The 15505-nt window shown below is 46.4% G+C and carries 16 protein-coding genes and 1 other annotated feature; of the genes, 1 reads left to right on the top strand and 15 read right to left on the bottom strand.

What is annotated here, in order from left to right:
- Positions 1 to 107: 107 nt before the first annotated feature.
- The 12 genes from leuB to L870_RS0108495 form a co-directional block, all read right to left on the bottom strand.
- Positions 108 to 1181: a 3-isopropylmalate dehydrogenase gene (gene leuB / locus L870_RS0108435; RefSeq protein WP_028517771.1), complete on the bottom strand. Its 1074-nt coding sequence runs from the start codon at positions 1179 to 1181 to the stop codon at positions 108 to 110.
- Between the two features lie 104 nt (positions 1182 to 1285).
- Positions 1286 to 1936, bottom strand: coding sequence for a YhfC family glutamic-type intramembrane protease (locus L870_RS0108440; RefSeq protein WP_028517772.1), 651 nt, complete (start codon positions 1934 to 1936; stop codon positions 1286 to 1288).
- Between the two features lie 17 nt (positions 1937 to 1953).
- Positions 1954 to 2445, bottom strand: a complete 492-nt coding sequence (gene leuD / locus L870_RS0108445; protein WP_028517773.1) for a 3-isopropylmalate dehydratase small subunit — start codon at positions 2443 to 2445, stop codon at positions 1954 to 1956.
- Positions 2442 to 3710, bottom strand: a complete 1269-nt coding sequence (leuC, locus tag L870_RS0108450; protein ID WP_028517774.1) for a 3-isopropylmalate dehydratase large subunit — start codon at positions 3708 to 3710, stop codon at positions 2442 to 2444. Before leuC ends, leuD begins: the two co-directional genes overlap by 4 nt.
- Before the next feature lie 26 nt (positions 3711 to 3736).
- Complete coding sequence (locus L870_RS0108455) at positions 3737 to 4357, bottom strand: hypothetical protein (protein ID WP_028517775.1); 621 nt, start codon at positions 4355 to 4357, stop codon at positions 3737 to 3739.
- A gap of 2 nt (positions 4358 to 4359) precedes the next feature.
- Positions 4360 to 4860, bottom strand: coding sequence for an acetolactate synthase small subunit (gene ilvN, locus L870_RS0108460; protein ID WP_028517776.1), 501 nt, complete (start codon positions 4858 to 4860; stop codon positions 4360 to 4362).
- 10 nt (positions 4861 to 4870) lie between these two features.
- Positions 4871 to 6553, bottom strand: coding sequence for a biosynthetic-type acetolactate synthase large subunit (gene ilvB / locus L870_RS0108465; protein ID WP_028517777.1), 1683 nt, complete (start codon positions 6551 to 6553; stop codon positions 4871 to 4873).
- Positions 6554 to 6887: 334 nt separating this feature from the next.
- Entirely contained in the window at positions 6888 to 8558 is a 1671-nt protein-coding gene (locus L870_RS0108475) for a 2-isopropylmalate synthase (RefSeq protein ID WP_028517778.1), read from the bottom strand.
- A gap of 75 nt (positions 8559 to 8633) precedes the next feature.
- Positions 8634 to 8885: a binding site (T-box leader), on the bottom strand.
- A 229-nt stretch (positions 8886 to 9114) separates the two neighbouring features.
- Positions 9115 to 9375: a hypothetical protein gene (locus tag L870_RS0108480; protein ID WP_028517779.1), complete on the bottom strand. Its 261-nt coding sequence runs from the start codon at positions 9373 to 9375 to the stop codon at positions 9115 to 9117.
- A 149-nt stretch (positions 9376 to 9524) separates the two neighbouring features.
- Positions 9525 to 10199, bottom strand: coding sequence for a TIGR00266 family protein (locus L870_RS0108485; RefSeq protein ID WP_028517780.1), 675 nt, complete (start codon positions 10197 to 10199; stop codon positions 9525 to 9527).
- A gap of 49 nt (positions 10200 to 10248) precedes the next feature.
- Positions 10249 to 11235 carry a biotin--[acetyl-CoA-carboxylase] ligase gene (locus L870_RS0108490; protein WP_028517781.1) on the bottom strand — a complete coding sequence of 329 codons (987 nt, stop codon included), beginning with the start codon at positions 11233 to 11235 and terminating at the stop codon, positions 10249 to 10251.
- A gap of 185 nt (positions 11236 to 11420) precedes the next feature.
- A complete protein-coding gene (locus L870_RS0108495; RefSeq protein WP_028517782.1) occupies positions 11421 to 11957 on the bottom strand; it encodes a hypothetical protein in 537 nt (178 codons plus the stop codon).
- Positions 11958 to 12062: 105 nt separating this feature from the next.
- On the opposite strand from L870_RS0108495, the gene spoIVB reads away from it, so the two are divergent.
- Complete coding sequence (gene spoIVB, locus L870_RS0108500) at positions 12063 to 13289, top strand: SpoIVB peptidase (RefSeq protein ID WP_028517783.1); 1227 nt, start codon at positions 12063 to 12065, stop codon at positions 13287 to 13289.
- Between the two features lie 57 nt (positions 13290 to 13346).
- Here spoIVB and L870_RS0108505 read toward each other — a convergent pair whose 3' ends face one another.
- From L870_RS0108505 to L870_RS0108515, 3 genes are all read right to left on the bottom strand, one after another.
- Complete coding sequence (locus tag L870_RS0108505; RefSeq protein ID WP_019679940.1) at positions 13347 to 13619, bottom strand: HPr family phosphocarrier protein; 273 nt, start codon at positions 13617 to 13619, stop codon at positions 13347 to 13349.
- A gap of 369 nt (positions 13620 to 13988) precedes the next feature.
- Positions 13989 to 14687 (bottom strand): tRNA (guanosine(37)-N1)-methyltransferase TrmD, encoded by a 699-nt coding sequence (gene trmD / locus L870_RS0108510; protein ID WP_028517784.1) that lies wholly within the window; start codon positions 14685 to 14687, stop codon positions 13989 to 13991.
- Positions 14688 to 14740: 53 nt separating this feature from the next.
- Positions 14741 to 15478, bottom strand: a complete 738-nt coding sequence (locus tag L870_RS0108515; protein ID WP_028517785.1) for a hypothetical protein — start codon at positions 15476 to 15478, stop codon at positions 14741 to 14743.
- Positions 15479 to 15505 lie beyond the last annotated feature (27 nt).

Raw genomic sequence — 15505 nt, forward strand, 5'->3', positions numbered from 1 at the left:
GGTGTTTAAGCGATCTTTAAAGTATGAAAAAGAGGGATAAATGAATATAAAATGGAATGAAGATATTCCGAAAAACTATAAATGAGTTCATATGAACCGATTGCGCTTTAAAGTGCTTCGAGTATCTTCTGTGTCATTTCCTTGCAGGAAAGGGGGACAGCTGAACTGTTTCCGAGAATATCTGCTGTACGGAAGCCGTCGTCAAGCACCTTGTTCACAGCTGCTTCGATAGCGTCAGCCTCTTCGATAAGTCCTGCGGAATAGCGGAGCATCATTGCTCCGGAGAGTATAGCTGCAATAGGATTTGCCCTGTTCTGACCTGCAATATCAGGTGCAGAGCCGTGGATAGGCTCGTACATACCTCGCTTTGAAGCTCCCAGCGATGCAGAAGGCAGCAGACCGATAGAGCCTGTTATCTGTGAGGCTTCATCGGAAAGTATATCACCGAACATATTAGTCGTAACGATAACGTCAAACTGCTGCGGATTGCGTATTATCTGCATTGCAGCATTATCTACGAACATATCCGTGTATTTTACATTAGGGTATTTCTGAGCAAGCTCATGCATGGTCTTGCGCCATAGCCTTGATGATTCAAGGACATTTGCCTTGTCGATGCTGCAAAGGCGTTTTCTGCGCTTCATGGCGGTTTCAAATGCGACTCTGCCTATACGTTCTATTTCCGGGACGCTGTAGGCTTCGGTGTCGTAGGCTTCCTGTCCGTATTTTCCGCTGCGGTAGCCACGGTCGCCGAAGTATATACCGCCTGTAAGCTCGCGGACTATCATTATATCAAAGCCGTTGCCGATAATATCGTCCTTCAGCGGAGAAGCTTCGCGGAGAGCAGGGCAGAGCTTTGCAGGGCGGAGATTTGTGAAAAGTCCAAGCTCCTCGCGGATACCGAGAAGAGCTTTTTCGGGACGGTTGTCTCCGGGCTGGTCGTCCCATTTAGGACCGCCTACTGCACCGAGGAGTACACTGTCAGATTCCAGACAGCCTTCTATAGTTTCGGGCGGAAGCGGTATGCCTGTTTCATCAATGGCGCAGCCGCCAATGAGGTACGGTGTGAATACGAAGTCGTGTTCGTATTTATCAGCGATCTTTTTTAGTACCGCAACGGCGCCGTCCACTATTTCAGGACCTATACCGTCGCCCTTTAACAATGCTACTTTAAATCTCATAATATCACCCTTTCTGTTATCAGCTGTCAGCCATGAATGCTTCCTGACGGCTGAAAGATATATTCAAAGTGAGCTATTCTCACTTGATAAGCTTTTTCGGTAACTTACCACTGGTCTCCTGACTGAGTCTCCATTCCCTTATAGCAGCGGTATGCAGCATAGCACATACCTGCTGTTGTCAGCAAACTGAGCACCATTGAGGCAGACGTTATCAGGGCTCCGCCGATGAAATTGCTTATAAAGTGCAGAAGTATGGCTAATGGCAGCATTATCCTTGACTTGTTCATGCGGATACCATAAAATATCAATACCGTAGTTGCGATAACGAACGCAGAGCCCTCAATGAACGAGAATAAATTCACGGGAAAAATTTCGGGAGCTGCCTTGTCAGTGCCTATAAGGTTAAAGCAGGCAAATCCTGCACCGATCTCCTCAAATGCGCTGTGTCCGATGCCATAGGTAACTGCGTCCCTGCGGTCATCATAGGAGGTGAGCAGATAACGCAGCACAAGGAATTTCGCGCCCTCTTCAAATATGCCGTAGAGCAGTCCCTGCTGTATATGAAATGCTATCCAGTCGCTGTGGTCAAAGCCTGAGCGGATAGCTCCCGCAACAATAAAAACAGGGAAGCATACCACAAGTGCAACGGGGGCAGGGAATATACGTGCGCCTGTTTTTTTGTGCCAGAATATCAGCAGGAGCAGCGGACCGAGCAGCCGCGTAAGTCCTGCAAGAAGGCAGTTAATGTCTGTCATGATTATCTCCGTAATGTTTAGAACGAACCATTGGAAATGGACTGCATAAGTCCGCCGTTTTCGATGATTTTCTGTATGAATTCGGGGAAAGGAGCTGTTTTGTACTCCCTGCCTGTAGTTATATTGCGTATGATACCGTTATCGAGGTCTGCTTCCACCTTGTCACCCTCGGATATCTCCTCGGCAGCCGCAGGACATTCCACGATAGCAAGTCCGATATTTATGGCGTTGCGGTAGAATATACGGGCAAAGCTCTTTGCGATAACGAGAGAGACTCCGCTTGCCTTTATAGCTATGGGAGCGTGTTCACGGGACGAGCCGCAGCCGAAATTCTGACCTGCAGCTATGATATCGCCTTTCTGTACACGGCTCACGAATGATTTATCCAAGTCCTCCATGCAGTGGCTTGCAAGCTCTGCGTGGTCGCTGGTATTGAGGTAACGTGCGGGGATAATAACGTCTGTATCAACGTTGTCTCCGTATTTTATTACATTTCCTGTGTATTTCATGCTTTCATTACCTCCCACGGACTTGTTATCCTGCCTGTCAGCGCACTTGCTGCGGCAGTTGCAGGACTTGCAAGGTATACCTCGGACTCGGGGTGTCCCATACGTCCCACGAAATTGCGGTTGGTGGTGGTGACAGCTCTTTCACCAGCGGCAAGTATTCCCATATATCCGCCTAAACACGGACCGCAGGTAGGTGTGGAGACTACTGCGCCGCATTCGATAAAGGTGCGGAGAAGCCCCATTTCCATAGCGTCAAGGTATATCTGCTGAGTTGCGGGGATAATGATAACGCGGACGTTTTTTGCGACCTTGTGTCCTTTCATTATCTCAGCGGCAGCTAAAAGGTCCTCAAGTCTGCCGTTTGTGCATGAGCCGATAACTACCTGATCTATTTTGATCTCGCCTATGCTGTCGAAAGTCCTTGCATTTTCGGGAAGATGCGGGAATGCCACGGTAGGCTCTATCTGCGAAAGGTCGATGTTTATTACTTCATCGTACTCCGCATCTGGGTCAGCCTTGTATATAACAGGCTCTGCGCCGCCGTGTTCGCGGATATAGTCGAGGGTGATATCGTCCACCTCGAAAATACCGTTCTTTGCACCTGCTTCGATAGCCATATTCGCTATGCAGAGGCGGTCAGCCATTGAAAGTGAGGAAAGTCCCTCGCCAGTGAACTCCATAGAGCGGTAAAGTGCGCCGTCAACGCCTATTTTACCGATGATGTGGAGTATAACGTCCTTGCCCGAAACGTATCTGCGGAGAGTGCCTGTAAGGTTGAACTTTATAGCTGATGGCACTTTGAACCATGCTTTTCCCACAGCCATACCGCAAGCCATATCCGTAGAGCCTACGCCTGTTGAGAATGCTCCGAGAGCACCGTAGGTACAGGTGTGTGAGTCTGCGCCGATGACAACATTGCCTGCTGTTACAAGTCCTTTTTCGGGGAGCAGGGCGTGTTCTATGCCCATTTCTCCAACGTCGTAAAAATGGGTGACTTCCATATCATTGCAGAAATCGCGGCACATTTTGCACTGCTCTGCCGCTTTTATGTCCTTGTTAGGTGCAAAATGATCCATGACCATTGTGACCTTGTTTTTGTCAAACACGCTGTCCCTGCCAAGCTTTGCGAACTCCTTTATAGCTACGGGGGAGGTGATATCGTTACCGAGAACGAGATCAAGGTCTGCGAGAATAAGCTCTCCTGCGCTGACGGACTTCTTGCCCGAATGAGCCGCAAGTATCTTCTGCGTCATTGTCATTGCCATTTTTATCATTCCTTTGCAGGTAATATTTAATTCTTTTCCACGGGGAAACTAAAGAACGGGCTGCCTGCCTTTATCATAAGCAGTATTCCGATAATGAGGAAGGGCAGTCCGTAAAATATGCTGCGCTGCTCTTTTTCGCGGTTTACGACTACTACGCCCAGCTTTGTGACATTTTCGACGGGGATTACGTCTTCTTTTGCGTAGTAATTGCCCATTCTTGAAACAAAATCAAGCAGCTTATCAGTGTATTCGTATGAGAAGTAACCCGTGACTTTTTCTCCTGCAAGGAGCTTACTGTATTCCTCAGAGTCCTTTTCAACGGCGATAAACTGATATTTCCTGTGAACACTGCCGATGAATATCTCAATATTCTTCATTATTCCCTTTTGAACATTTGCCGCAACAACGTCACGGCTTTTTTCAGCCCCTTTAAGTCTGCCTTTATATGGCACTGCACTGAAAAGCACACCGCGGTTTTCACGAACGTCATCATCTTCAAAAATGAAGCCTGCCTGATCGAGTCTTGATGATACCCTGCCTAATCTGTATATGCCGTTTGCAAACAGAATAAGAGCTAAAATCAGGAATACCGCTGCTATAATATGCATTTTATTGGGACGGAGCCTTCTGACATACATATCCGCCATGATCACTTCACTGTTTTGAGGCAGTTCTCACCGCGCTCTATAGCCACGATACCCGTGCGGCACATCTCCATTATGCCGAAGGGCTTGAGAAGCTCGATGAATGCGTCTATCTTTGAGGTCTCGCCTGTAAGCTCGCAGGTAAGGGAGGTAGGGGAGTAATCCACTATCTTTGAGCGGAATATCTCAACGGCAGTCATGATATCCTGTCGTATCTCAGCCTTGTTTCTTACCTTTATGAGCAGAAGCTCGCGTATTACAGTCTCATTCTTGTCCATTACCTCAACTTCTCTTACGTCGTAGAGCTTCTGGAGCTGATGCAGTATACGCTCCTTTATATCTTCATCGCCGTGAAAGGCGATAGTTATTCTTGAAAATCCGCTTGACTCGGTCTCGCCAACGGTAAGGCTGTCGATATTGAAGCCGCGGCGTGTGAACATTCCCGAAACTCGTGAAAGTACACCTGATACATTTGCTACTATAACTCCGATTACATACTGATCCATAACTGTCACCTCACTTGATTTCGGTAATAATATCGTCTACCGAACCGCTTGGAGGGAGCATCGGGAGTACGAATTCATCGCTGTCCACTGCGCAGTCGATGATGAAAGGAACGCTGCACGAAAAGGCTTTTTCTGCCAGCTTTTTCAGCTGTTTTGTGTCACAGGCACGTCCTCCCTCTGCACCGAAAGCTTCTGCCAGCTTTACGAAGTCTGTTTTGCGGTCGAGAGTCGTGTTGGAATAGTGCTTGTCGAGGTAAAGGGTCTGCCACTGTCTTACCATTCCGAGAACGCCGTTATTCATAATAACTATGGTTATGGGCAGCTCATGAGAAACTGCTGTAGCAAGCTCGTTAAGGTCCATGCCGAAGCTTCCGTCACCTGTGAAAAGAATGACTCTTTTTCCTGTTGCCATTGCGGCTCCTACAGCTGCGCCGAGACCGTAGCCCATAGTGCCCAGACCGCCGCTTGAGAGGAAGGTACGGGGCTTTTTGAAGGGATATCTCTGAGCAGTCCACATCTGATGCTGACCAACGTCTGTGACTACGATAGCATCATCGGGAGCGTATGAGCTTATGGTATCAATTATATCGTAAGGTGAGAGCTTGCCTTTTATCTTCTTATGTGCAGACTTGGTAAGGCGTTTTTCCTCTTCTCTGAGCTTAGCGATACGCTCTGACCACTGAGGGTGCTTTTTCTCCTCTATCATGGCTGTAAGGCGTTCCACGGCATCGAGGATATCGCCGCGTATGGAAAGGTCGGCAGGGATATTCTTGTTCAGCTCCGCACCGTCAATGTCGATATGGATTATCCTGAATTTCTTCAGTGATCTGCTGGTTTCCCATGTGGAGCGGTCACTGAACCTTGCACCGAGAGTGATGATAAGGTCAGCTTCGTCCTCGGCAACTGTCGATGCGTAATGTCCGTGTCTGCCCTGCATACCGAGAAAACGTGGATAGTCTGAGGGAACTGCGGAAAGTCCCATGAGCGAACAGCCCATAGGAGCATCTATTTTGTCGGCAAGAGCCATTATCTGTGCGGAAGCCTTGCCGCTTATGATACCGCCGCCGAAGTAGATATAAGGTCTTTCAGAGGCGTTGATAAGCTCGGCAGCCTTTTTCAGCTTTTCCTCCGATGAGAATATGAGCGGATAGGGGATAACAGGCTGAGCATTAGCCTCGAACTCATACTGTGCAAGCTGGATATCCTTGGGTATATCCACAAGTACAGGTCCCGGTCTGCCTGATTTTGCAATTTTGAAGGCAGTACGGAGAGTGTCGGCAAGGTCCTTTATGTCCTTGACTATGAAATTATGCTTGGTAATAGGCATGGTTATGCCTACTATGTCAACTTCCTGAAAGCTGTCGCGCCCGATAAAATCGCAGGAAACATTTCCTGTGATAGCGACTATGGGAACAGAGTCAAGGTAAGCGGTAGCTATACCTGTTACAAGGTTTGTAGCTCCCGGACCCGATGTAGCGATGACAACGCCCACCTTTCCTGTGGATCTTGCATAGCCGTCAGCAGCATGAGCTGCGCCCTGTTCATCGGCAGTAAGTATGTGACGGATACGCTCCTTAGCGTTGTAAAGCTCGTCAAAAAGATCTATTACCTGACCGCCGGGATAGCCGAATATGGTATCACAGCCCTGCTCGATCAGTATTTCAACAACTGTTTTTGCACCTGATATCTTCATATGAACCGATCCTTTTTATTGTAGATGATATTATGTGTAAACAAAAAACCTCCGACATTCTGTCGGAGGTCAAAGCTTCTTTGCGTAAGATATACTTTTATCAGGCAAGAGCGGCTTTCTGACAGAACGAAAAGAATTTACAGTCAGATACAGTGCTGACTGCGCCTGAAATAATGACATGACCTGTGCTTATGAATACAGTTCTCATTATTCTCGCTCCTTACTGATTAATATATTTGTATTATATCACTTTGGGGCAATAAAATCAATAAGGCGCAGTACATTTCGGGATTTTTTGACTGCATGACAGAATTTTGATATATTGGTTTGTGCATTATGTCAGATTTTTTGTTAGCATATTATTTACTGCGCTGACAAGAGCCTTAACGGAAGAAGTGATGATATCGTTGTCGATACCTGTTCCCCAGAAGCTCCTGCCGTTTCCTGCAACTATCTCAACGTAAGACACAGCCTTTGATGCAGAACCTACCTCAAGAGCGTGTTCCGAGTAGGTATTAAGGCTGTAGTCCAGACCTGTATATGAGCGTATAGCGTTGCTGACAGCGTCAAGACGACCGTTACCTGTATTTGTAGCTGTGACTTTTCTGCCCTTGTATTTGAAGCTGACAGAAGCCTCGATGCCGTCACGCTGTTTGAAGTGTGTTTCCGTGATCTCGATAGGCGAGATGATATCCACGTAGTTTTCCCTGAATATCTTGTATACCTCGTCGGGGAGAAGCTCCCTGTGGTCGCGGTCGGAAATGCCCTTGACAAGGTATCCCACATTTTCGCGCATCTTCTTCGGAAGATCGTAGCCGAAGCGTGTTTCGAGGATATATCCGATACCGCCCTTTCCAGACTGGCTGTTGATGCGGATAACATCGGATTCGTACTCTCTGCCGATATCGGTAGGGTCAAGAGGAAGATAGGGCACGTTCCAGACAGTTTCGCCTTTTTCCTCTCGCCACTTCATGCCCTTTGCGATTGCGTCCTGATGTGAGCCGCTGAATGCTGCGAATACAAGCTTGCCCGAATAGGGCTGGCGTTCGTAGATATTCATATTCGTAAGCTTTGAATATATCTCGGCAATAGACGGTATATCACCGAATTCCAGTTTTGGATCAATGCCCTGTGAGTACATATTCATGGCAAGTGTTATTATATCCACATTGCCTGTACGCTCGCCGTTGCCGAAGAGAGTACCCTCGACACGGTCAGCACCTGCAAGGAGTCCCATTTCCGTATCTGCTACGGCACAGCCGCGGTCGTTATGGGGGTGAAGAGATACTATAACGTTCTCGCGGTATCTGAGGTTCTCGCACATATACTCTATCTGGTTTGCATAGATATGAGGCATTGAAAGCTGCACTGTAACAGGGAGGTTTATTATCACCTTATCATCGGCAGTCGGATGCCATACATCGAGGACGGCGTTACAGACTTCCAGTGCGAATTCGGGTTCTGTACCTGTGAAGCTTTCGGGGGAGTATTCAAACCTGAAATTGCCCTCATATCTTTCACGGTATTCCTTGCAGAGCTTTGCTCCCGAAACAGCTATATCTATTATTTCTTCCCTGCTCTTGCGGAAAACCTGCTCTCTCTGTGCCACAGATGTTGAGTTGTAGAGGTGGACTATTGCGTTCTTGCAGCCCTTCAGAGCTTCAAAGGTCTTTTCGATGATATGTTCACGGGACTGTGTGAGTACCTGTATGGCAACATCATCGGGTATCATGTCCTGCTCAATGAGTGTGCGGCAGAAGTCGTATTCCGTATCAGAAGCGGCAGGGAAGCCGATCTCTATCTCCTTGAAGCCGATATCCACCAGCATCTGAAAAAATTCCAGCTTTTCGCCCAGACTCATGGGGACTATGAGAGCCTGATTGCCGTCACGGAGATCGACGCTGCACCATATAGGAGCCTTGTCAACGTATGACTTCTGAGTCCATTTCATATCGGTTTTAGGTGCTTCAAAGAACTGTCTTGTGTACTTGCTAACGTTATTCATATAAAAACCTCCATTCCGATCCGTTTTTACCCACCGTGCGCAGGTAATAAAAAAGTCTCCTCCATGCGTCGGCATGGAAGAGACGAAGTTACGATAATACTCCGTGGTACCACTCTTCTTGATGTAAGAATTACACCCACTCATCTGCGTCGGATCAACGCATATCTCTGTAACGGGAGAGACCGTCCGAGCCTACTTGAAGATATGTCTTCTTTGGGGCGGCTGCTCGGGGAGGAGTTATTTCTTGTACATGGGTGCTGCCTTTCACCCTGCGGCAGCTCTCTGTGGAAGCGTTATACAAGCTTTTATTCCCTTCATAGCATTTAACGATTGTTTTTTGTATTATACAATGAATTTTAATTTTTGTCAAGACCTTACATAAATTTTGCCTTGCAAAATTTTAAGCCATAAGCCTTTAGCCCTTAGCGTTATGTAGGGACGCGCAGCTCTGCATATAGCATTGCTGACCAAATCAAAGATTTGGAGCACTGCTTAAGTGCGCGTCCGCATAAACATATTGTTTCTTAAACGGACGACCAATGGTCGTCCCTACAAGCTAACGGCTACCGGCTTTAGTGCCGCAGTCAGGGCAGAAATTGGTATCACATTCCCTGCCGCAGGTGCATTTCCACGGTTTTACGGGAGCTTTTGCACCGCAGTCGGGACAGAATTTAGTATCGTTTTCTTTTCCGCAGGTACAGAGCCATTTGTTTCCGTTCCATTTGCTGGCTGCTTTTTGCTCGGCAGCCATGCGGAAAAGCTCTGTGCCGTTGGTCATGTACTGAAATCCCATAACGGGGAAACCGTAAATAAACATATACTTCACCTCAATATCGGCAGAAAATGGTTGTAAGCTTCACGCTATCACGCGATGATACCCGTGATTGTGTTATATGCCGCCTCGCGGAGACAATATTGCATTATGCAGGAATTATTACGCGGAGCAAGGGTGCAGCGTCACGCTGCTTATTTTTTCATGCCCATTGAGAGAATTCTTCCTGCGAAGTCGTTGAAGTTCTGAGTCTGGAGGATTATCTTTCCGGGACCTGTAAGGCGTGTGAGGAAGAGTCCCTCGCCGCCGAGGAATATATTTCCGAGGCCCTTTACAGTTTCTACTTCGTAGCTTATTGTAGGTTCAAAGGCAACAACGTTGCCTGTATCGACCTTGAGCACCTCACCGGGATTAAGATAACGCTCTACCATATCTCCGTCAACTTCAAGAAAAGCCATGCCGTTGCCGAAGAGCTGCTGAAGGATAAAGCCTTCACCGCCGAAGAGACCTGTTACAAATCTTTTTGTGAAAATAGCCTTGAGGTCAACGCTCTGTTCAGCACAGAGGAACGAGCCTTTCTGACAGATAAGTCCGCCCTGGGAAATATTAACAGGAACTACCGACCCTGGAACTGTTGAGCCGAATGCTATCTTAGCTCCCGATACTTCTGCTGTGTAATTTGCCATGAATATGGATTCGCCTGTGAATATTCTTCCCAGACTTCTTCCGAGTCCGCCGCGTGCATTAGTAGACATCTTGATACCCTGAGTCTGCCATATCATGCCGCCTGACTGGGTAAACATAGATTCTCCCTGATTGAGTTCACATTCTACTGCCGGAACAGTGTCACCAATAATAGTATATCTCATGCTGATATACCTCCCTATAATATATTTTACGGCTTTAGCCGTAATAAGCTCAATTATCTGCTATTCTGCAAAGATTGGCTTCGCCCGAGCTGAGATGCTTTTCCTCGCCCGATGACAGTCTGACTATGAGATTTGCGTTGTCGTCAATGCCGATAGCCTCGCCGAGTATCTTATCTCTGCCTATATTTGCAGTAACTACATGACCTGTAAGGTATTCGCGTTTTCTGTATTCCTGTAAGAAGCTCCGGTCAACAATCTTTCCGAGGTAAACTTCGAGATTGTTGAGAACCTCAGCGCAGAGCCTGTTCCTGTTTACGATAATGCCTGTTTCGTCCTGTATGGAAGTGACTGTTTTGCACAGTTCTTCGCCGAATATTTCTTTAGCACTTCTTACATTTATGCCTATGCCTATAACTGCACAGTCAAGAGTGCGCATTTCCAGACCGAAAGATGCTTCCGTAAGGATACCGCATATCTTTTTGTCATTCATATACAGGTCGTTTACCCATTTTATCTTTACGGGGCTGCCGCAGAGCTTTTCAACAGCTTCGGCAGCTGCACAGGCGGCTGCGGCAGTTATCATAGGAGCATATTCGAGGCTGAATTCGGGCCTTATGAGGGTACTCATATAAAGTCCCACGCCTGACGGCGAAACGAATGATCTGCCTATCCTGCCTTTGCCTGCGGTCTGTCTGTCCGCAAGGACGGTAGTACCGTTGGGTACTGCGTCCGAATCGAGTTCCTTTGTGGTATTGTTGGTAGACTCGACCTCTTCATATATTTTCATATTTCGTCCCAGTTCTTTGGTGCGTAGCAGTGGAGAGATAAGATTTACTGAAAGACGATTATTATCTTCGTTGAGTCTGTAGCCCTTGGAAGTTACCGAGCTGATGGAATATCCCTCTGCTTCCAGAGATTTTACAGCTTTCCATACAGCGTTTCGGCTCACACCGAGTTCATCTGCAAGAGCAGCTCCCGAAATGAAGTTCCCGTTTGCTTTTGCGAGAGTTGCAAGCAATTCGGATTTGACGTTCATGATAATTTTCCTTTCAGAGATTTTTGATATAATGATAATATTGTACCATAAAAAAATGAACAATTCAAGATATAAGGCTTTTTTGAGCATAAAATGCAGAATAAAGGCAATAAAAAGCCTGCACAGGTACAAAAAAAGACGGTTTTCCCGTCTTTTACGTGATATAATTTTATGTATGCCGAGGGTCAGTCGTCGATTATGGGCGGCGCAGGCGCATTTTCCTTTGCTTCTTTTTCAGCCCTGCGCTGACGGCGGTACTGTATCATATCGTATGAAAAAAGCTGTATCAATGCCACAGCTATTGACAGAGCCACAGGTATGATGCAGGGGAGTATCCTTGACTTATACATACTGCTTATGGGTTGTAGAGTGTATTTGTCGGTCCAGCCGCAGCGGTCAGCGTGGGAAACCAGCTTATGCAGCATTGCCATGCATAATATAAAGCCGCACGATGAAAATATAATAGAAAGGATATTTGCGGCATTTTTCCTGAAAATACACAGTATAGCTCCAAAAGTCATAAAAACTGCCGAAGCTATAAGAAAAAAGCCTGTGGCAGCCATTCCGCTGCCGTAGCTTGCGCGGTTATAAATAAGACCTGCACCCGACAGTACAGTCACAGCACAGGAGAAATACAGAGTAAGAGGCATCAATATGACCTTTGCAGCGGTCATAAGAGGCGAACTCTTTGAAGGAATTTTTTTCAAATTTTTTTTGCTCATAATGACTCCGTAAGCAGATTTCAACAGTGTAGAATTCTCACTAATAAAAAAGCTGTGCAGAAATATAATAAATATGTTCCTTGGGAACATGAAAGGAAAAAACAAATGCTATTTAAAAGAAAGATCATAAAAACAGCTGCGGCATTATTATCTGCGGCTTTTATCGGATTATTCGGAACTGCGGGGTATTATTCCTCGCAGCTGCCCGATGTTATCACAGCTGATACGAATTCAGAGATAAAAATAGCGGGATTTCCCGAGCTTAGCTGTATAAGTTCGCCTGATAAAGCAGTACCGGCAGCAGGAAACTGCACAGGCACAGAGCAGGTGACGTTTTCGCTTTTCGGTGTAATTCCCGTTAAAAATGTTGAAGTAAACAAAGCTGAAGCCCCTGTTTTGACCGCAGGAGGCAGACCCTTCGGCATAAAGCTCCTCATGGAGGGAGTTATGGTAACGGGGCTTGGCGATGTTGAAGATGAGAATGGTTCTCTTGTATGTCCTGCCGAGGAAGCAGGTATCCGCAAGGGCGATGTGATACGTCTTGCGGACGGCAATGCTCTTACGTCAAACGATCAGCTTCAGGAGATCATCGCCTCATCAGGAGGCAAAGAAACAGAGTTGTCTGTTGAGCGCGAAGGAGATATTTTTTCTGTATCCCTACAGCCTGTAAAGTCCCGCAGGAGCGGGAGCTGGAGAGGCGGTATGTGGGTACGTGACAGCATTGCGGGTATAGGTACTATGACGTTCTTTGATAAAACTACGGGCAGCTTTGTCGGACTTGGGCACCCCATATGCGATTCCGACACAGGCGGTATAGTTCCCGTTCACAGCGGCGAGGCAGTACCTGTTGATATTACGGAGGTACGCCGCGGCGCAAGAGGTATACCCGGTGAGCTGAGAGGAAAATTCTGTACCGAGAGCAGCTTCGGCGTACTTGACCGCAACAAAATGAGCGGCATATACGGCAGATTATCCGATAGCGCTCTTACAGAGCTTTATGACAGCTCGGAAGAATTCAAAATGGCATACCGACAGGAAGTCACCGTCGGACCTGCTGAAATATACACGACCATATCAGGTCAGGCTCCCGATAAATATACTGCTGAGATAGTCAGTGTAGACTACGGCAGTGTGGGAACGTCAAAAAATATGGTGATACGCATAACCGATGAAAGGCTTATAGAAGCCGTGGGCGGTATAGTGCAGGGCATGAGCGGAAGTCCCATAATTCAGAACGGTAAGCTTGTGGGAGCTGTTACTCATGTTTTTGTAGCCGACCCGACTCAGGGCTATGGTATATTTGCTGAGACTATGGCAAAAGATCTTGGATAATGTAAAATTATAACAAAAGTGGGCGTTACAACTGTAACGCCCTAAGTTTTGGCATGATTATCTGTTTTCTTCGCTGAAACCACTGTCAACGAGCTCGATGAGAGCATCAACAGCAGCCTTCTCGTCAGCACCGTCAGCGATTACCTTTACGTTTGTACCGCCTACGATACCGAGTGAAAGAATTCCGAGTAAGCTCTTAGCATTTACTCTGCGCTCTTCCTTTTCGATCCAGATTGATGACTTGAATTCGTTAGCCTTCTGAATAAAGAAGGTTGCCGGTCTTGCGTGAAGTCCAACCTGATTCTTTACCATTACTTCTCTGACAAACATATACAACTCTCCTATTCTCTGTAGTTACAGCCCCTCTCATTATAACAGGACTGCGTTGCTGTTTGCAAATATGTTTCACTTGCTGATATCATTATACAATCATTTTTTTTGAGTGTCAACGGATTTTTCCTTTAAAAAACCAAGATTTCATTAAATTCTACATTTAGATTAATTGTGAATAAAAAATTATCAACCTGCTTGTTGATTATCACTACAAAAAAATGTTGACATTAATTGTTGAAGTTGCATATGATTTGACATCTGAATATGGTAATTTCTTCTAAACGGAAAAAGCATTTTTGTATATACACCCAGTTGATGTATGGAACAAAAGAGATTTAAGCCAAAAGGTCACACCGCAAAAAATGGTCAGTCATTTTGAGCGTTATATTTTTCCAACAGATCGGGGCGGCGTTCGGCGGTTATTTTCAGACTCTGCTCGTGCCTCCATGTTTCGATATTCTTGTGATGACCTGTCAGAAGTACGGGCGGAACAGCTTCGCCTTCCCATACTTCGGGGCGTGTATACTGCGGATATTCGAGGAGTCCGCTGTATATGCTCTCGTCGGTAAAGCACACCTCGTCGGAAAGAACTCCGTCACACATACGCGCAACAGCGTCAGCGACTACCATTGCAGGTATCTCACCGCCTGTGAGTACATAGTCGCCGATAGATATCTCCTCATCGACAATTTTGTCCAGTACTCGCTGATCTACGCCCTCATAGTGACCGCAGAGTATGAAGATATTGCTCATTTTGGAAAGCTCTACGGCTTTTTTCTGGTCGAAGATCTTACCCTTTGGAGACATATAAATAGTATGGGGCTTTTCGCCCAGTTCCTCGCATACAGCCTTGTAGCAGTTGTATATTGGTTCGCACTGCATTACCATTCCCATGCCGCCGCCGTAGGGAGTATCATCGACTCTGCGGTGCTTATCCTGAGTGTATTCCCGTATCTGGCGGCAATGCAGGCTGAGCTTGCCTGCTTTTCTTGCTCTGCCAACGATACTCTCGCCCAATACGGCTTCACACATTTCGGGGAATAATGTAGCTATTTCGATATGCATTGTTTTTCTCCTTTTATGATTTGAGACCGCGGAAAACAGCGGTCTCGGGAATTTTATGTTAATTTTATGCTTTCAGCTATTGCAAGTACCTCATTCCAGTCGGTGACGGATACGGTTATGATATAACGTGTGTGTTTATCCTTTTCGGGGTAAATATTGATGATCGTATAGTTTTCATAGCCGTGATTGCCGTCAGGACCAACAGCTGACACGAGATACCCGCGGTAGCCAACGCCGTCAACAGGATAGAATTTTACAGGAAATTCCTTGCCGAAGTATAAGTCCTCGCTTTTTAATTTCATTATCCTGTAAAAGGTCTTGGAGTTTTTATAGCTGTGTATGTCAAAATCATTCATTGTGATGGAAGCCATGAGCTTTACGAATTCGTACTTGCTTTCGGGAACGGTTTTTTCGGCACTCTTGCAGTAGGCTGCAAGGTCATCGTGGTTTATGCCTGTCATATCGAGAAAATCGTCATTTTCGTTGATACGTTCGGAATAAACGGTGACATAGTGGGATTCGTCCTTGTTTGCCCATGTAACGTTGTTTTCGTCACTTGTGCGCTGTGCTTCCATATCATTCCATGCGGTTATGCGTATTCCCATAGTTGAGAAATCAGCATAGCCCTCGGAAAGCTTGGGGAGGTCTTTGGGGATATCTTCCCATATATTGTCGGTCATTTCAAGCTCGTGAGTGCATTTGTAGTAGTATGGAATGCCGGGGAAGAAGTACGCGCAGACACCTGCTGCGATCAGGATAAGAAGAAATAGTATGCCTAAGAATTTTTTCATAAATATGCCTCCTTTTGACGTATCAAC

The organism is Ruminococcus flavefaciens ATCC 19208 (assembly GCF_000518765.1).
GTDB classification, from domain to species: Bacteria; Bacillota; Clostridia; order Oscillospirales; family Ruminococcaceae; genus Ruminococcus; species Ruminococcus flavefaciens.